Annotated in this window: 19 protein-coding genes; 15 read left to right on the top strand and 4 right to left on the bottom strand. The window is 56.7% G+C overall.

Annotation, left to right across the window (positions count from 1 at the left end; all coding sequences use genetic code 11):
• Positions 1–18 precede the first annotated feature (18 nt).
• From F8J34_RS02185 to amrB, 3 genes are all read right to left on the bottom strand, one after another.
• Positions 19–1,176: a class I SAM-dependent RNA methyltransferase gene (locus F8J34_RS02185; RefSeq protein WP_297056097.1), complete on the bottom strand. Its 1,158-nt coding sequence runs from the start codon at positions 1,174–1,176 to the stop codon at positions 19–21.
• A gap of 106 nt (positions 1,177–1,282) precedes the next feature.
• Positions 1,283–2,683 carry a glutamate--tRNA ligase gene (gene gltX, locus F8J34_RS02180; RefSeq protein ID WP_297056095.1) on the bottom strand — a complete coding sequence of 467 codons (1,401 nt, stop codon included), beginning with the start codon at positions 2,681–2,683 and terminating at the stop codon, positions 1,283–1,285.
• Between the two features lie 6 nt (positions 2,684–2,689).
• On the bottom strand, positions 2,690–3,493 hold the full coding sequence (amrB, locus tag F8J34_RS02175; RefSeq protein ID WP_297056093.1) for an AmmeMemoRadiSam system protein B: 804 nt from the start codon (positions 3,491–3,493) through the stop codon (positions 2,690–2,692).
• Positions 3,494–3,634: 141 nt separating this feature from the next.
• On the opposite strand from amrB, the gene F8J34_RS02170 reads away from it, so the two are divergent.
• The 15 genes from F8J34_RS02170 to F8J34_RS02100 all read left to right on the top strand — a co-directional run bounded on the left by F8J34_RS02170 (position 3,635) and on the right by F8J34_RS02100 (position 16,610).
• Positions 3,635–4,666: a rod shape-determining protein gene (locus F8J34_RS02170; protein ID WP_297056092.1), complete on the top strand. Its 1,032-nt coding sequence runs from the start codon at positions 3,635–3,637 to the stop codon at positions 4,664–4,666.
• 1 nt (position 4,667) lies between these two features.
• Positions 4,668–5,501, top strand: coding sequence for a rod shape-determining protein MreC (gene mreC, locus F8J34_RS02165; protein WP_297056090.1), 834 nt, complete (start codon positions 4,668–4,670; stop codon positions 5,499–5,501).
• Positions 5,498–5,995, top strand: coding sequence for a hypothetical protein (locus tag F8J34_RS02160; RefSeq protein ID WP_297056088.1), 498 nt, complete (start codon positions 5,498–5,500; stop codon positions 5,993–5,995). The genes mreC and F8J34_RS02160 overlap by 4 nt, the downstream gene beginning before the upstream one ends.
• Entirely contained in the window at positions 5,985–7,793 is a 1,809-nt protein-coding gene (mrdA, locus tag F8J34_RS02155) for a penicillin-binding protein 2 (protein WP_297056086.1), read from the top strand. The genes F8J34_RS02160 and mrdA overlap by 11 nt, the downstream gene beginning before the upstream one ends.
• Positions 7,790–8,860: an FtsW/RodA/SpoVE family cell cycle protein gene (locus F8J34_RS02150; RefSeq protein ID WP_297056084.1), complete on the top strand. Its 1,071-nt coding sequence runs from the start codon at positions 7,790–7,792 to the stop codon at positions 8,858–8,860. The genes mrdA and F8J34_RS02150 overlap by 4 nt, the downstream gene beginning before the upstream one ends.
• A 105-nt stretch (positions 8,861–8,965) precedes the next feature.
• Entirely contained in the window at positions 8,966–9,391 is a 426-nt protein-coding gene (locus tag F8J34_RS02145; protein WP_297056082.1) for a hypothetical protein, read from the top strand.
• Positions 9,388–10,044, top strand: coding sequence for a F0F1 ATP synthase subunit B (atpF, locus tag F8J34_RS02140; RefSeq protein ID WP_297056080.1), 657 nt, complete (start codon positions 9,388–9,390; stop codon positions 10,042–10,044). Before F8J34_RS02145 ends, atpF begins: the two co-directional genes overlap by 4 nt.
• Positions 10,041–10,592: an ATP synthase F1 subunit delta gene (atpH, locus tag F8J34_RS02135; RefSeq protein ID WP_297056078.1), complete on the top strand. Its 552-nt coding sequence runs from the start codon at positions 10,041–10,043 to the stop codon at positions 10,590–10,592. The genes atpF and atpH overlap by 4 nt, the downstream gene beginning before the upstream one ends.
• Before the next feature lies 1 nt (position 10,593).
• Complete coding sequence (gene atpA, locus F8J34_RS02130) at positions 10,594–12,138, top strand: F0F1 ATP synthase subunit alpha (RefSeq protein WP_297056076.1); 1,545 nt, start codon at positions 10,594–10,596, stop codon at positions 12,136–12,138.
• Positions 12,139–12,150: 12 nt separating this feature from the next.
• On the top strand, positions 12,151–13,029 hold the full coding sequence (gene atpG, locus F8J34_RS02125) for an ATP synthase F1 subunit gamma (protein WP_297056074.1): 879 nt from the start codon (positions 12,151–12,153) through the stop codon (positions 13,027–13,029).
• Between the two features lie 36 nt (positions 13,030–13,065).
• A complete protein-coding gene (atpD, locus tag F8J34_RS02120) occupies positions 13,066–14,523 on the top strand; it encodes a F0F1 ATP synthase subunit beta (RefSeq protein WP_297056072.1) in 1,458 nt (485 codons plus the stop codon).
• A gap of 2 nt (positions 14,524–14,525) precedes the next feature.
• On the top strand, positions 14,526–14,954 hold the full coding sequence (locus tag F8J34_RS02115) for a F0F1 ATP synthase subunit epsilon (protein WP_297056071.1): 429 nt from the start codon (positions 14,526–14,528) through the stop codon (positions 14,952–14,954).
• Between the two features lie 111 nt (positions 14,955–15,065).
• Entirely contained in the window at positions 15,066–15,533 is a 468-nt protein-coding gene (locus F8J34_RS02110; RefSeq protein WP_297056070.1) for a YbhB/YbcL family Raf kinase inhibitor-like protein, read from the top strand.
• Between the two features lie 13 nt (positions 15,534–15,546).
• Positions 15,547–15,822 (top strand): hypothetical protein, encoded by a 276-nt coding sequence (locus F8J34_RS02105; protein ID WP_297056069.1) that lies wholly within the window; start codon positions 15,547–15,549, stop codon positions 15,820–15,822.
• A complete protein-coding gene (locus F8J34_RS02100; protein ID WP_297056068.1) occupies positions 15,822–16,610 on the top strand; it encodes a hypothetical protein in 789 nt (262 codons plus the stop codon). The genes F8J34_RS02105 and F8J34_RS02100 overlap by 1 nt, the downstream gene beginning before the upstream one ends.
• On the opposite strand, the gene F8J34_RS02095 is transcribed toward F8J34_RS02100, so the two are convergent.
• Positions 16,567–17,565 carry a VCBS repeat-containing protein gene (locus F8J34_RS02095; RefSeq protein WP_297056067.1) on the bottom strand — a complete coding sequence of 333 codons (999 nt, stop codon included), beginning with the start codon at positions 17,563–17,565 and terminating at the stop codon, positions 16,567–16,569. The two genes, F8J34_RS02100 and F8J34_RS02095, sit on opposite strands and share 44 nt — an antisense overlap.
• Positions 17,566–17,636 lie beyond the last annotated feature (71 nt).

The raw sequence follows: 17,636 nt of genomic DNA, 5'->3' as shown, positions 1-17,636 counted from the left end.
TGGAAGGTCCTCCGGGAGTTATAAAGCTTTAAGGAAGGCGCAACGGAAGCCTCCGTGTTCGGTGGAAAGGAGCCTCTTAAAGCGAAGGCCGGAAAGGGCCGAAAGCCTTCTGATCCCGGTTTCGGGAAAGATGAGAGTAAGGTGCCAGCCGCGGAATCGTTCCCGAAAAGCTTCTCCTAAAAGACGATAGGTTGGGAAGAGAGCTCTGGAAGAGAGGCGTTTCCCGTAAGGAGGGTCAGTTACGATATGGCCGGGAGGTCTCGCTGGGGGCCTTAAGTCCTTGAAGCTGGCGCGGAAGATCTGTACCCAGTCTTTGACTCCTGCGGCTTTCAGGTTCTCCCGGGTAGCGGCCAGGCTTTTCGCCGAGGCGTCAGCGGCAAAAATAAACGGGCGATCCGGGGCAGGTCTTTCTTTTTTTCGGGCCTCCTCCCGGAGTTCTTCCCAAAGTCCAGGATCAAAGTCCGGCCAGTCCTCAAAGGGGAAACGCCTGAGGATTCCCGGAGCCCGATTGGCGGCGATCATGGCGGCCTCGGCCGGAATGGTCCCGGTGCCGCAAAAAGGGTCAAGAAGGGGCTGGCCGGGCCTCCATCCGGAGGAAAGGACCAGGGCCGCAGCCAGATTCTCGCGCAGAGCCGCCGGACCCGGAGCTACCTTGTAGCCCCTTCGAAAAAGATCTCCCCCCGAGGTGTCTATGCTTATGGTGCAGACGTCCTTCACCAGCCTCACCACTACCACTATTTTTCCCTTGGAGCCGGTAAGATCTTCGCGTCCCAGACGTTTCCGTACCACCCTTTCCAGACGTTCCCGGATGGCCCCCTCATGGTAGAGACGTGAACGGTAGGAGGTTACCCGAAAGCGTATTTCCCAGTCCGGAGGCAGATATCTTTCCCAGGGAAGGGCCCGGGTACGCCGTTCAAGCTCTGGAAAACTGTCCGTCCGGAAGCGGGCCCAGCGCATAAGGACACGGCTGGCCACCCGGGACCAGAGATTGACCCGGGCCATCTCCCGCCAGGTCCCGGTAAAAGAAAGTCCGCCCTCCTCTCTCCGGAAGGGAAGCCCCAGGGACCTGAATTCTTCTTCCAGGAGTCCCTCCAGTCCAGGAGGGGAGACAGCAAAGAATTCGGCTATTTTCTCTTGCGTGCCTTTTTCTTGCGGGCCCGCTGATCCAGCGAGCATTGGTTGACCGAACTTCAGGTGGGAATCCCCAGTCGCGGAAGGATGATGTGGTTGAGAATCACCCAGAAGCCGATGATCAAACCCAGAAGAACCAATTCACCCATGCCTACCTCGTACGTATGAATTCAAGGGCCCTTCGGAGCCTGCGTAAAACCCGCTCGCGTCCCAGGATGCGCATAATCTCAAATAGCCCCGGGCTTACGGTCTTGCCCGTGAGGGCTACCCTTACGGGCTGGGCAATCTTCTTAAGCTTTAAGCCCGTTTCCTCGGCCAGGCCCCGGAAGAGTCTTTCTAAAGGTTCATCCTTAAATTCTACCCTGGAGAGCTCTTCCAGTAAACGTTCGAGCACCGGGGCGATATCCGGAGTAAGGAATTTTCGCGCGGCTTCGGGATCGTAATCTATCTCCTCCACCAGATAGAACCTCAGCATCTCGGCGGCTTCAAGGAGGGTGCGGGCCCGGGGTTTTACGGTCTCTAGGGCCTCCTCAAGATATCGACGGTCCTCCGGCACCGGAAGGCCCAGCTTCCGGAGGAAGGGCAGGACCTCCTCGGCCAGTTTGGGGGTGGGAGTGGCTCGCAGCCAGTAGGCATTCACAGCCAGCAGTTTTTCGGGATCAAAACGGGCCGCCGCCTTGTTTATCCTGGAAAGATCGAATTTTTCGATCATCTCCTCCAGGGTGAATATTTCCTGATCCCCCCACGACCAGCCCAGACGCACCAGATAATTTCGCAGGGCCTGGGGTAGATAGCCCTCTTCCCGATATTCCAGTACGGAGCGGGCCCCGTGGCGCTTGGAAAGTCGGGCCCCATCCGGCCCCAGGATCATGGGCACATGGGCGAAGAAAGGGGGAGAGGCTTCGAGCGCCCGATAAAGGAGAAGTTGCTTGGGGGTATTGGAGAGATGGTCGTCTCCCCGGATTACGTGGGTAATTCCCATGGTAAGGTCGTCCACCACCACGGCCAGATGGTAAGTGGGGCTACCGTCGCTTCGCAGGAGAATGAAGTCGTCGATCTCCGAATGGTCAAAGGAGACCGCTCCGCGGATGAGATCCTCCACCACGGTGACCCCGGGGCGGGGTACGCGTAAACGCAGAACCCTTCCGGGCCCCGGCCCCAGATCCTTCTCCCGGCAGGTTCCGTCATACCCGGGTTTGCGTCCCGAGGCCAGGGCCTCCTTGCGTTTGCGCTCCAGTTCCTCCGGTGGACATTCACAGTAATAGGCATGGCCGGACTGGTAGAGTTTGTGAGCGTATTCCCGATAAAGATCCAGTCTTTCGGACTGGAAATAGGGTCCCTCGTCCCATTCCAGACCCAGCCATTCCAGGGCCTCCCGAATGGAATCCACGTATTCCTGGCGGGATCTTTCCCGATCGGTATCTTCGAAACGCAGGACGAAACTTCCCTGGTGGTGCCGGGCAAAAAGCCAGTTAAAAAGGGCGGTGCGGGCACCTCCCAGATGGAGGTGTCCGGTGGGACTGGGGGGAAAACGGGTCTTTACCGCGCTCATGGCCCTTCACCAGATCAGGATCCCGGCGTAGCCTACCACCCGCGCGTAATCTCCGGAAACTTCACCCGAGGTGGCATAGCGTACGAGTTCGGCCCTGGAGGCCCCTAGAAGACGAGCCGCTGTGAGAGCCACCGCGGTGGGGATAACCCCGCACATACTGATGTCCTCTCTCACCACCACCTCCAGCAGCCCCAAGGGATCCAGGGCGAGAATTCGCTCGATGGCCCGTTGATCCTTTCTCTGGGCTATTTCATGAGGAACATAGTGGCTGAAGTCGGTGCTGGCCACAAGGAGCACCCGGGACGGATACCCGGCTATGGCCCTTCCCAGACCCTCTCCCAGATCTTCTATCTCCTCCACCGAAAGCCGCCCCAGACAAACGGGGACCAGACTTATCTCCGGCTGGAGATACTGGAGAAAGGGAAGCTGGACCTCCAGAGAATGCTCGTAAAGGTGGGCCAGATGATCCTCGCGCAGGATGGGGGCCTCTTCCAGGATTTTTTCGGCCAGGGTGCTTTCGATGGGCACCTCTCCCAGAGGGGTGAGAAAGGCTCCGTAAGAAACGATGGCTGCCGAGGCCCCCAGACCGGTGTGATTGGGACCCAGGACCACCGCCACCTCCGGAGGACGAATCCGACCATAGACTTCCCCCGCTACCCACCCGGAATACATATATCCGGCATGGGGAGCCACCACCATTTTGGCCTCTATGGGGTCCGGCGACTTTTTGATCAGACGGGATAATTCCGCCCGCAGGACCTCGGGATCGTCGGAATAGAACTGTCCGGCTACCGCAGGCTGACGAAACATATTATCAACATACCCCGCCACGGAAATAAGGCAAGCGCACCTTTTACAGAGGTCTCAGGGTATGTTAAAAATAAAACGCTATTTCGGGGTCTTTAGGAAAGACCCCGGAGAGCCAAAAGAATAATCGGTCGGTGGTGAGGAATGATGAAGTCTCTTTTCGGTGTCTTTTCCATGGACATGGCCATAGACCTGGGGACAGCCAATACCCTCATCTATGTAAAGGGAAAGGGTATTGTTTTGCGTGAACCCTCGGTGGTGGCGGTAAAAGAAGACGGACGTTATAAACGCGTGCTCGCCGTGGGAGAGGAAGCCAAACGCATGCTGGGGAGGACCCCGGGGAATGTCCAGGCCATAAGGCCCCTTAAAGAGGGGGTTATCGCGGATTTTGAGGTGGCCGAGGCCATGCTCCGGTATTTTATCCAGAAGATTCACAATCGTCGGTTTCTGGTGCGGCCGCGGATAGTCATCAGTGTCCCCTCCCGCACCACGCAGGTAGAACGGAGGGCGGTTAGAGAAAGTGCGGAGAGTGCAGGGGCCAGAGAGGTATATCTCATTGAGGAACCTATGGCTGCGGCCATAGGGGCCGGACTCCCCATCACCGAACCCACCGCTAATATGGTGGTGGATATCGGTGGGGGAACCACCGAGGTGGCGGTGATCTCCCTGGCCGGAGTGGTCTATAGCAACTCCGTGCGGGTGGCCGGAGACCGTTTCGACGAGGCCATCATGCAGTACGTGAAGCGTAAATACAATCTTCTGATCGGGGAATACACCGCGGAACAGATAAAGATCAAGATCGGAAACGTACTCCCCGAACCCCCCTATGAGACGCTGGAAATAAAAGGAAGGGATCTGGTGAGCGGGGTGCCCAAGACCATTACCCTTACCGCCGAGGAGGTGCGAGAGGCCATTGAGGAACCGGTGCAGGTCATCCTTCAGGCCATCAAGGAGGCCCTGGAACAGACCCCCCCCGAGCTTTCCGCGGATATTGTGGATCGGGGGATCATCCTTACCGGGGGCGGGGCCCTTCTCAAAAATCTCGACAAACTGATCCGTGAGGAGACAGGCCTTCCGGTAATGGTGGCCGAGGATCCCCTGTGTTCGGTGGTGTTAGGATGCGGTAAGGCCCTGGAGAATATAGATGTCCTGCGAGAAATAATGTTCTCTTCTTGATGTGACGCACTTCCGGGAAAGATTCCTTTATCTGATCGCCGGTGTGATCAGCGCAGCGGTGCTGGTGTTACTGGCCCTTCTCTTTGATCTTACTCCTCCTCGTATCATCCTGACCCTGGCCGGTCCGGTCCTGAAGGTGGCCTCCTGGAGCGGGGATTACATCCGCCAGGGTTTTGAACATTATGTGTATCTGGTGAGATTGAAAGAGGAAAACAGGGATCTGCGAGAAGAAAATCAGAGACTCCGGAGTTTGGTGGTTCGGTTACAGGAAAAGGCCCGGATATGCGCCGATCTTCAGACCTTCGAGGAGAAGAAGCTTTTCCCCCGCTACCCCAGGGTTCTGGCCAGGGTAATCTATAACCCCCTGAATGTCTTCGAGGGCTATCTGATTATCGACCGTGGAAAGCGGGATGGTCTGGCCCCGGAGATGCCGGTGGTCAGTGTAGCGGATAGGGAAGAGGGCGGACTGGTGGGGCAGGTGGTGGAGGTAGCGGATCATTACGCCAAGGTGCTGCCCCTGGTGAGCCCTGAGGCCGCGGTGGAGGTATATGACCTTCGTTCCCAGGAACGGGGCATCCTTAAAGGCCAGGGCCTGGGAAGGCCCCTCCTTCTGGATTATGTACCCTACGGGGCGGATCTCAGAGAAGGGGATCTTCTGGTAACCTCCGGACTGGATGCCCTTTACCCTCCGGGTATAAGGGTGGGACGGATCCAGAAGATCCTGCCCCAGAAGAGGCAGGGATTCTTTCAGATCATCCGGGTGACCCCGCTGGTGGAGGTACAGAGGCTGCGCTACGTTATGGTCCTGCTCGTGCCCAGGGAATTTCAACCATGATAAGAACCGGAGTTCTGCTCCTGCTGGTCCTGGGTTTGCAGGTCTTCTGGCAGAGCCTCACCCGACATTTCTGGGGAAATATCTTTCTAGCTCTGGGGTTTGCCCTGGCGGTGGAAGGTACCAGGAGGTATCGCTGGTTTCTTCTCTTTGTGCTGGGTATGGTGGAGGGATATTTCCGGGGAGCCGGATCCCTGGCGGGTCTTGTCTCGGCTTTTGTGGTTGGTATATGGCAGGAATTATTAATAAAGAATCTGGATCTCTCCTCCCTGGGTGCTCTTGCGGTTTATGCCTGCTCCAGCCTGGTTCTTTTTAATTGGATGCTCCTGGTGCTGTTTCCCTATTTGTGGGAGAGGAATTTTTTCCCCTCCTGGGGGGTCCCTTTTCTCCTCTATAATTTTCTTACCGGGGCGGAGATGATGTTCTTTCTCCTCTGGAAAAGACGCCGTAAAGCGGAGGAGGGATACTGGGGTCGGGTCTCCGGGGATGGTTTCTAAAAATACGGAAGAAATATACGAGAGGAGGCTCATCTTTTGGGGGTACGGGTTTTTATTCCTGTTTTTTATTGTCTTGGTGAAACTGTTCTACCTGCAGATCCTGCGGCACTCCTATTTTATGCGGCTGGCGGTTAAGCGAACCTTTGCCCGGGTCCTGATCCCGGCTCCCCGGGGACGGATCTTTGATCGTCGCGGGGTCCTTCTGGCCGGGGACCGACCCACTTTCAACCTTTATCTGGATCCCTATTACTTAAAAGGGCACGAAGATCAGGTCCTGGGGGTCCTGGCCCGGATTCTGGGAGAAAATTTATCCGCCCTCAAGACGAAATACCTTCTGAAAAAGAGGCAATCTTACGGGGAAGTCCTTTTACGTCAGGGGCTGGACTGGGCCACGGTGGCCAGGATCGAGGCCCGATCCTATTATCTGCCGGGGGTAAGGGTGGAGGCCCGTCCGGCGCGTTTCTATCCCTTTGGGCCGGCCTTTTTCTACCCCCTGGGGTACGTATCCCGGGTCTCCCGGAGGGACCTGCGAGTCCTACAGGATAAGGGTTACGGCCCGGAGGATTTTGTGGGCCGCAGGGGTCTGGAGAAGGCGTACGAGGAGATATTGCGGGGCCAGAAGGGGATGAGGGAGGTGGAAAGGGATGCCTTCGGACGCATAGTGAGGATTATTCGCGAGGTCCCTCCCCGACCCGGGCGCGATCTCTTTCTTACCCTGGATGCTTACTGGCAGCGGGAGATATACCGACTCCTTAAAGGGCGTTCCGGAGCGGTGGTAGTGATGGACCCCCGCAACGGGGAGGTGCTTTCCCTGGTGAGTGCCCCCTCGCCGGATCCTCAGGAATTTGTGCGGGGTTTTACGCATCGGGCCTGGGAGGAACTCAACCGGAATCCCTATAAACCCCTGTTAAACAAGGCCCTTCAGGCCTATCAGCCCGGTTCGACCTTTAAGCCGGTGACCCTTCTGGCCGCCCTGGAGGCCGGAGTGGTGACCCCGGGAGAAGAGATTTATTGCCCGGGGTATTATCGCTTGGGGCGACAGGTTTTTCGTTGCTGGCGAAGATGGGGACACGGTAAGGTCTCGTTGGTTCAGGCCCTGGCTCAATCCTGTGACGTATATTTTTATACCCTGGGAACGCGTCTGGATATCGATTATCTGGCCCGCTTCGCCCGGCAATGCGGTTTTGGGCACCTTTCCGGTCTGGGAATCCCGGGGGAAAAACCCGGACTGGTCCCGGACCGAGCCTGGAAACGCCGGGTTCAGGGGAAGAGATGGCAGAAAGGCGAAACCCTCCTTGTGGCCATAGGTCAGGGGCCGCTGGAGGTTAATCTGATGCAGCTGGTCAAATTCTATGCTGCTCTCGGGAACGGGGGCACACTCTGGAGACCCTATGTGGTGGAGGAGATAGCCGATCCCTCCGGGAAGGAGGTCCAGATCTCTCGTCCCCGGAAGGAGGGAGAACTTCCGGTAAAAGGTATCCATCTGCGCTGGGTCAAGGAGGGGTTGATCGAAGCGGTCAACGGAAAACACGGAACCGGAAGGGCGGCTCGCTTAAAGGGAATAGTGGTAGCGGGAAAGACCGGTACCGCCCAGGTGGTGCGTAAGAAGAAGGAACATGAGACTGGGGAGATTCCCTATCAGGAAAGAGACCATGCCTGGTTTGTGTCTTTTGCTCCGGCAGAGGATCCCCAGGTGGTGGTAGGGGTTTTTGTGGAACATGGAGGGCACGGAGGGGAGGTGGCGGCACCCTTAGCCGGGAAAATATTACGCATGTATTTCGGGGAAGGAAAACCATGAGGATCAAGATCTGGCTTTCGGAATGGCCCCTGTTTCTGGTTCTGACCCTTCTTCTGGTGGGGGGGCTTCTCAATCAATGGAGTGCCGGGGGGAGCTATTACCTGAAACGTCAGGCCCTTTTTATGGGGGTGGGTTTGCTGGTCTTTGCGGGGCTTTCTTATCTGGATTATCGCCGATATCTGACTACCCACTGGGTATTGGGCCTATACCTGGGATTGGTGGCGGTGTTGGTCCTTATGGCCCTCTGGGGGAAGAGATGGCTGGTTTTGGGGCCGGTAAGCTTTCAGCCTTCGGAGATGGCCAAGCCGGTGCTGATCATGCTTCTGGCTTATTTGTTTTCCCAGCAGGAAAGGCCCTATCTTAGCTGGCCGCTCTTTCTGGGGGCCAATCTTCTGGTGCTTCTTCCGGTGGTTCTGATTGCCGTAACCGATCTCGACCAGGCCTTCCTGGTCCTACTGGTGGCGGAAAACGTTGTTTTTCTGGCGGGTCTTTCCCGCAGGTTATGGGTGGGGCTTTTAGTGGCCGGGGCTATAGTGGGCTTTCTGGTAGGTCCCCCTTTATGGAGCCACCTTAAGCCCTATCAGAAGGCCCGACTTCTGGCCTTCCTTCAGCCTGGAAAAACCCAGAAACGCTGGTCTTATCAGACCCGCCAGGCCCTGATCGCCGTAGGTTCGGGGGGGCTCTGGGGCCAGGGTTTTCGGCGAGGGCTCTCCTCCCGTCTCCATTATCTTCCGGCCAAGCATACCGATCTGGCCTTTGCGGTATGGGCCGAGGAATGGGGCTTTGTAGGAAGCTCCATAGTGGTGGTTCTTTACGGTCTTCTGGTTTTTTACGGCCTCCGGGCGGCCTATCTGGCCCGGGATCTCCAGGGGCGATTTCTGGCTTTTGGCTGCAGCGTGGCCCTCTTCTGGCAGGTCTTTATCAACCTGGGAGGGGTCTTGCGTATCCTTCCCACCGCCAGTCTGCCTTTGCCCTTCTTGAGTTACGGAGGATCTTCCGTCCTGGTGAACATGATTATGCTAGGAATAATTGCCTCGGTGCTGAGAAGGCGCTTTTCTTTTTTGTAAATTTTCTATAATTCCGATTTCCGGGCCTAAATATAGCTTGACATAATCTGCGGTTTGAGCTAAAAGCGAATTTGGTTTGTAAAAGTTGGGGAGGCAGGAGAGGCCATGCTCAATTTTGATATTACTTTATGGGCGACCATCGTTGAGGCATTGATCTTCACCTTTATTCTCAATGCGGTCCTTATTCGGCCGGTGATGCGTACGCTGGAGGAAAGGAAAAGGCGTTTTGAGGGGCTTCAGGCCGAGACCCAGGAATTGCTGGCGCGGGCGGAGGAAAGCCTTAAGGCTTACGAGCAGGGGCTGGCCGAGGCTCGCAGCCGGGCTGCGGCCGAGCGCGAGGCCCTGAAGGCTAAAGCCCGGGAAGAGGAAAAGAAGATCCTGGAGGCGGCTTCCCGGGAAGCCGAGGCTTACAAGGAAAAGGTACTCTCCGAGATTCGAGCTCAGATCGAGAGTGCCCGGAAGGCCCTCTCCGCTCAGGTGGAGGTCTTTTCGCGGGCCATGGCGGAAAAGATTCTGGGGAGGGCGTTATGAAAAAGTGGTGGTTTGGCTTACTGCTGGTTCTGACTCTGGTAATGGTAACGGGGTGGTCCGGTGGTATTTCCTGGTGGGGGGCCAAGGGGGTAATGGCGGCGGAGAAGGTTCTGCACGAGGCCGCAGGGCACGGTGCGGAACAGCACCCCATGGTTACCCGCGAGCAGATCAAGAACTTTATCTGGTGGCTGGTCAATTTTCTCCTTCTGGTGGCCATCCTTTACAAGTTTGGCCGGGAGCCCATAGTTAATATGTTTCGTTCCCGTCGGGAGGCCATTCTCAACGAATATCAGGATCTTATGGCTAAGAAGCAGGAGGCGGAGCAACGATATGCCGAGTTGCAGGAGAAGCTTCGGGGGCTTGAGGCTGAGGCGCAGCGTCTTCTGGAGGCCTTTCGGCAGCAGGGCGAACAGGAAGCCCAGCGTATTATTGAGGAGGCGCGTAAGAACGCCGAGCGTCTGAAGCAGCAGGCCGAGCTCTATATTCAGCAGGAGATGGCCCGGGCGCGGCAGGAGTTGCAGAGGGAGGTGGCGGAGCTGGCGGTGCGGATGGCGGAGGAGATTTTACGTAAAAATATTACCCCGGAAGATCAGAAAAGACTTTTCCGTGAGTTTGTAGAAAAAATCGAAAAAACGGAGAGGGTGGTCCATTGATTAGGACGATCATAGCTCAAAAGTACGCTCGGGGTTTGTTTGCGGCGGCCAAGGAAGAGGGGAAGATCAAGGAATACGGGGAAGAGCTCAAACGGGTGGGGCAGTTTTTAGCTGCTTCCCCGGAGGTGTTGGAAGCTCTGGAAAGTCCTATTTATCCGCCGGATCTCAAGCTGGAGATAGTGGAAGATATAAGTAAAGGGCTTTCCCTGGAGGAGGAGGTAGCCCGTTTTCTCCGTCTTCTGGTGGAGAAGAAGCGAATCCAGTATATCAAGGGGATCATTGAGGCTTACGAGGAATTGATGGATGAAGAATTGGGGATTGCGCGGGTCCAGGTGCGGGCGGCCTATCCTCTGGAAGAGGAGGATAGGAACGTCCTGGCCGAGGCCCTGAAGAAGTTTACGGGTAAGGAGGTAAAACTCCTGATTCAGGAGGACCCCGATCTTATCGGGGGGGTGGTGGTGAGGATAGGCGATCTGGTCCTGGACGGAAGCGTCCGGACCCAGCTTATGGCCTTTAAAGAATCCATAATAAAGGGAGAGGTGGCCTGATATGCAGCAGGGAATTAGAGCCGAGGAAATTAGTGATCTGATTAAAAAGAGGATTGAGGAATACGAGAAGAAGGTTGATCTGAACGAGATGGGCGTGGTGATCTCCGTGGGAGACGGAGTGGCCCGGGTGTACGGTTTGAGGAACTGTCAGGCCATGGAGCTCATCGAGTTCCCCGGCGGAGAGATGGGGATTGCTCTGAACCTGGAGTTCGACAATGTGGGCGTGCCCATCATGGGAGACGCCACCAAGATCAAAGAGGGAGACATAGCCAAGCGCACCGGTCGTATCGCCGAGGTGCCGGTGGGTGAGGCGGTGATCGGTCGGGTGGTGGATCCTCTGGGGCGTCCTCTGGATGGTAAGGGGCCCATTGAGGCCAAGGAGTTCCGCCGTATCGAGGTGAAGGCTCCCGGTATCATTGCCCGGAAGCCGGTGCATGAGCCCATGTACACCGGGCTCAAGGCCATCGATGCCATGACCCCTATTGGTCGGGGGCAGCGTGAGCTGATCATTGGAGACCGCCAGACCGGAAAGACGGCCATCTGTGTGGATGCCATTCTGGCTCAGAAAGAAAGCGATATTTACTGCATCTATGTGGCCATAGGGCAGAAAAAATCCACCGTGGCCCAGATAGTGGAGACCCTGCGCAAATACGGGGCCATGGAATATACCACGGTGGTGGTGGCCTGCGCTTCGGATCCGGCCACGCTTCAGTACATCGCTCCCTATGCCGGTTGCGCCATGGGCGAGTATTTCCGGGACAGTGGCCGGCACGCGTTGATCATTTACGACGACCTCTCCAAGCAGGCCAATGCCTATCGTGAGGTTTCCCTGCTCCTGCGGCGTCCTCCGGGGCGTGAGGCGTATCCCGGAGATATCTTTTACAATCACTCCCGGCTTCTGGAGAGGGCAGCCAAGCTCAACGAGGATCACGGTGGCGGGTCGCTTACGGCGCTTCCCATTATTGAGACCCTGCAGGGTGACGTTTCGGCCTATATTCCCACCAATGTGATTTCTATTACTGACGGTCAGGTATATCTAGAGCCCGGACTCTTCTTTGCCGGTATTCGGCCGGCTATTAACGTGGGTCTTTCGGTTTCCCGGGTGGGGGGTGCCGCCCAGATCAAGGCCATGAAGCAGGTGGCCGGAAGGTTGCGGCTGGAGCTGGCTCAGTATCGTGAGCTGGCGGCCTTTGCGCAGTTTGGTTCCGAACTGGATCGGGCCACGCAGCGGGTTCTGCATCGAGGAGCGCGGCTTACGGAGATCCTTAAGCAGCCTCAGTATCAGCCTCTTCCGGTGGAGAAGCAGGTTTGCATCCTCTTTGCCGGTACCCGGGGGTATCTGGATGAGATGCCTCTGGAGGTGCTGGCGGACTATGAACGGGAACTCTATCAGTTTATAGAGTCGCGGTATCCGGAAATTTATAAGGAAATTAAGGAAAAGCAGGAGATAAGCCCGGAACTGGAAGAGAAGATGCATGCGGCCATGAAGGAGTTTAACGAGGAGTTTAAGAAGAATTACAATATCGAGCCGGTGCCGGTACCGTAGAGGGGTTGAGCGATGCCTAACTTGAGGGATATCCGTCGAAAGATAGAAGCGATTAAAAAGATTGGCCAGATTACCCGGGCCATGAACATGGTGGCCGCGGCTAAGCTCCGCGGTGCCCAGATGCGGCTGGAACAGTTTCGGCCCTATGGAGAGAAGTTCCGGGAGGTGATCCAGGAGCTGGTGGCCAGCGGAGCGGTACTTCCCTCGCAGTTCCCTCTGATGCAGGAGCGGGAGGTCAAGACGGTAGGGCTGGTGCTGGTTACGGCGGATCGGGGATTGTGCGGAGCCTTCAATACCAACCTGATTAAGGAAGCGGAGAAGTTCCAGGCCGAGCGAAGTGCGCAGGGGCAGAAGGTTAAATTTATCTGTGTGGGGAAGAAAGGTTTTCAGTATTTCCGGACCCGGGCCGAGATCCTGGAGGGGTATCCGGATGTGATGGGGCGTGTGCTCATGCAGGATGCCCGTTCTATAGCCCGGCGCACCATGCGGGCCTTTCTGGAGGAGGAGATCGACGAGGCCTGGGTAATCTATGGATACTTTATCAATGTGGTGCGTCAGATCCCCAAGCGGGAAAAGTTGCTGCCCATTAGTGTGGAACAGGAGGGCGGAGCGGAGGAGAAGGCTTTTAAGGGAGCCCCTATTTATGAGCCCTCGCCGGAGGAGTTGTTCGATCAGATTCTTCCCATGTATATAAATACCCGGATATATGCGGCCATGCTGGAGACGGCGGTGAGTGAGCAGGCGGCGCGGATGACGGCCATGGATAATGCCAATCGGGCCTGTGGAGACATGGTGCGAGACCTTACCCTGCTTTTTAACAAGACCAGACAGGCCTCCATCACCAAAGAACTTATGGACATTGTGGGTGGTGCGGAGGCCCTGAAGGGTTAAACTAAAATTGAAAATACTTAAGGAGGAGTGAGGGATATGGCGGAAAAGGTGATAGAGGTCGGGGGGCAGAAGATAGAAGTCAAGGCGGTGGGCAGGATCGTTCAGGTTATGGGTCCGGTGGTGGATGTGGAGTTTTCGGCGGAGTATCTCCCCAGCATTCTGGAGGCCCTGCGGGTAACCAATCCGGCCATCGATGATCGTCCGTGGAACCTGGTGCTGGAGGTGGCTCAGCAGCTGGGAGATAACGTGGTTCGTACCATTGCCATGGACACCACGGATGGTCTCTACAGGGGGCAGGAGGTAGTAGCTACCGGAGCCCCCATTAAGGTACCGGTAGGAAAGCCCACTCTGGGGCGGATCATGAACGTGGTGGGAGACCCGGTGGACGAGGCCGGTCCACTGGTTTCGGAAAAATATTATCCCATTCACCGTCCGGCTCCGGCCCTTACGGAACAGGATGTGACCATTAAGGTCCTGGAGACCGGAATTAAAGTCTTTGACCTGCTCATTCCCTTCCCCCGGGGAGGTAAGATGGGCACCTTCGGAGGGGCCGGAGTGGGAAAGACCGTGGTCATGATGGAGATGATTCATAACATCGCCATGGAGCACGGTGGAATTTCCGTGTTCTGCGGGGTGGGGGAGCGGACCCGTGAGGGGAACGACCTTTACCTGGAGATGAAGCATTCCGGGGTTATCGACAAGGCGGCCCTGGTTTACGGGCAGATGAACGAGCCTCCGGGAGCGCGAGCCCGGGTGGGTCTTACCGGGGTGACCGTGGCTGAGTATTTCCGGGATGAGGAAGGTCAGGACGTGCTGCTCTTTATTGACAATATCTTCCGCTTTACTCAGGCCGGTTCGGAGGTTTCGGCCCTTCTGGGACGGATTCCCTCGGCGGTGGGTTATCAGCCCACTCTGGCCACGGACCTGGGAGCCCTCCAGGAGCGGATTACCTCTACCACCAAGGGGTCCATTACCTCGGTGCAGTGTGTGTATGTTCCGGCCGACGACCTGACGGACCCGGCACCGGCTACCACCTTTGCTCACCTGGATGGAACGGTGGTGCTCTCCCGGCAGATTGCCGAGCTGGGTATTTATCCGGCGGTGGATCCCCTGGATTCTCAGTCCCGAATCCTGGATCCCAACGTGCTGGGGGAAGAGCACTATCAGGTGGCCCGTCAGGTGCAGCAGGTGCTGCAGCGGTATAAGGATCTGCAGGATATCATTGCCATTCTGGGTATGGACGAGCTTTCCGAGGAAGACAAGATCATTGTGGCCCGGGCCCGTCGAATCCAGCGTTTCCTTTCCCAGCCCTTCCATGTGGCCGAGCAGTTTACCGGGACTCCGGGTCGTTATGTGAAACTGGAGGATACCATTCGGGGCTTTAAAGAGATCCTGGAAGGTAAACACGATGATCTGCCTGAGCAGGCCTTCTATATGGTGGGTAGCATAGAAGAAGCGGTAGAAAAGGCCAAGCAGCTTGCGGCGGGAGGCTAAGGATGGCGCGGATTCTGCTGGAGATAGTCACTCCGGAGAGGTTACTGGTCAGTGAAGAGGTGGATATTGTGACCGCCCCGGGCGTGGCCGGGGAGTTCGGGGTTATGGCCGGCCACGCCCCCATGGTAGCGGGGATCAAGATAGGTCCCCTTCATTATCGAGTGGGAGATAAAGAGGAATGGATTGCCCTGGGAGGCGGCTTCTGCGAGGTTACCGGGAAGAAGGTTTCCTTTCTGGTGGAAACTGCGGAAAGGGCTTATGAGATCGATGTGGAAAGGGCTTTAAGGGCCAAGGAACGGGCCGAAAAGCGCCTGCAGGAGGCTCAGGCCAAAGGAGATCGTATGGCCGAGGCGCGGGCCCGGGCGGCCCTTCAACGGGCTCTTACACGGATCGCGCTGGCTGAACGGGTTAAATCCGGACACCCCCGTTAGATTCCCCTTGTAGATTTTCCTCATCCGACTTATCATTGAAGTATGAGACATAGGTGGTTTCCCTTATTTTTGTTGATAGGGGGAATCATTATCTCTTCTAGGGGGGTAGCCATGCGACTCTGGTCTCCGGAAATTCCGGATGGGGGTAAAATTCCCCGTAAGTATGTAATGCCAGCGGCCGGGGGAGAAAATATTTCTCCGCCCCTTCGGTGGGAGGGTATCCCGGCAGGGACGCGTTCCCTGGTCCTGATCTGTGTGGATACCCATCCGATAGCCCGAAACTGGATGCACTGGGTGGTGATCAATATTCCACCCTCGGTGCAAGAACTACCCGAAGGGGCCTCGGGGCGGGCCATGCCTTCGGGGGCCCAGGAACTCATCAATTCCTATGGTTTCAGAGGGTACGGTGGTCCCCAGCCTCCGCCGGGTACCGGGGCTCATCCCTACCATTTCATCCTTTACGCCCTGGATGTGGAAAAGCTTTCGATCTCGGAAAGACCTGCTTTCAAGGAGGTGGAACGGGCGGTAGCCGGACACCTCTTGGATAAGGCTTCTTTTGTGGGATATTATGAACGATAGGGAGGCACCGAAGATGACCAAGAACGCCGGTCGTCCGGAACGTCGGCACCGGATCGTGGCCCGGAAGCCGGTCACGGTGATGGTGCGCGAAAAGCTGGTATGTCCCTATTGCGGTAATGACGAGGAATTCTTTGAAGTGGCCGAGAATGCCTACGTGGTGGTGCATTTCCTGCAAAATGAAGACGGAACTTTTGTGCCCATGGAAGAGAATATGGAGATTACCGGGGTGGTGAAGTTTTACTGCGGGAGGTGCCAGGCGGATCTGAGTCATCTTCGCGATCGTCTGTAATGCGCCCTCCCTGGGTTATTACCTCCAATCGCGTTTTCCGCGAACGGTATCAGGAGCTTCGAAACGGAGATCTCATCCTGGGCCGGATAAGTCTTAAGCCCGGCGAAGAAGGGATCTTGCTGGATCTTTCCAGCCGGGGGGTAGAGGCCTATCCTTCCCTTCTGGCCCAGGCCTTATCCCGATCCAAGACCCTTCAGGCCATCGTACTGAGGGAGTTCATGCCCCCGGCCACCCTGGTGATAAGGGATCGTCACGACCTTATTCGGGCCCTTTCCCTCTATGCCGAGCTGGGGATAGAGGAGGTGATTACCAAAGAGGACCGGGCTAATTGTGGTCTGGGGATTCATCTTTGGCGTAATGTGGAAGAGGTATTCAATCATGCCGGTCTTCCTCCTCTGCATTATCCTTTTGTGCTACAGCCCCGGTTTTCCAGGGTTCAGGATATTCGGGTGATTATTCTCGGGGATTATCAGGAGGCTTATCTTCGGGAACACCCCTATAGCTTCAGACATAATCTTTATTTTGGCGGGAGGAGCAGGCCCTATGATCTTTCCCGGGAGGAACGCGAGTTCTGTCTCCGGGTGATGGCTCGCGGGCGGTTCCCCTACGCCCATCTGGACATGGTTTATACGGAAGAGGGTGGGCCGTATCTTATGGAAATAAACCTCCGGGGCGGGCTTAAAGGGGCCCGGATATCCACGGAGGAGTACCAGGAAAGAGTTTCCGCTCTTACCGAGGCCTTTCTCAGGGAATGGCTGGCCCGCCACCCCGGGGCCCGTAAGCTCTGAAGTGCCCCGGAGATACCAGGGGCATGGCCACCAGGTAAGATTCTCCCTCCTGAGTGAAGGGGTTGCCCCGGGTAAGGGCTACCAGGAGTTCGGAGCCTAAGATGCCCAGTCCCTGTACCGGGGCTTCGAATTGTCCTGAAAAGGGAAGGAGCTCAAAGCCAGCCGCGGAGTACCGCAGGACCATGACCTCTCCGGCGGTATAGGCCGGTATGCCCGGAAGGAGGTCGTGATGGGCACTGTGATTGGAAACCAGGAGGACCTCCTTGCGCCCGTCCCCGTTCAGATCGCGAACCAGGAAATTTACCTCCGCAGGGATGGTCTGCGTGTAGGTTTGCTTGTAGGGGCCTACGCGTACCTGGATCCCGTAAAGGCTCCCCCCGACCTTCCGGGGAGAGGTCCAGAGTTTCTGGGTGTAACGATAGACCTCCAGCTTATGTCCGCGGTTGATGAAGATGGTCTCCAGATAACCGTCTCCGTCGAGATCCGCAAAGGTGCTTCCGATCAAACGAAAGCCGGCCGGAACCACCAGTTTCTTCCGATAGATTATTTTCCGACCCTTTCTTCCCAGGATATACACCTCGGAGCCGAAGAAATCCTCTTGAGAAAAGGTCTGTCCCACCAGGGTGTCGTTGATGCCGTCTCCGTTGAAATCCATAAAGGCCAGGATGAGGTTGATGGGCCGAATTTCCGGGACGATGTTTCGACCGTCGAAGCGCAGGAGCTCGCTCACCATTCCCCGTCCCTTCTGATAGATGTCCAGGGCGATCCATCCGGAGGGACCCAGGGAGAAGGTCAGGACCTGACCGAAGCCCCGAAATTGATACCGGGCCAGCAATCTTCCCTTATATTCGGTGATGTAAAGGGCCTTGGGGGTAAGATAAACCACCTCGGGTTTTCCGTCTCCGTTGAGGTCCCCTATTTCCAGATGGGCGACTATCTGAGGAAGTCTTCCCACCCGGCGGAAACGAGGGGCCTGGGGCAGAGCGTAAGTAAGGGTGGAATAGGGATAACGGGCTGTCTCTTATA

The sequence above is a fragment of the Thermosulfurimonas sp. genome, from assembly GCF_015491435.1.
In the GTDB taxonomy this organism is placed as follows: Bacteria; Desulfobacterota; Thermodesulfobacteria; order Thermodesulfobacteriales; family Thermodesulfobacteriaceae; genus Thermosulfurimonas_A.
Note: the sequence above shows the minus strand (reverse complement) of the source record. Positions and strands in the feature narration are given on the sequence as shown.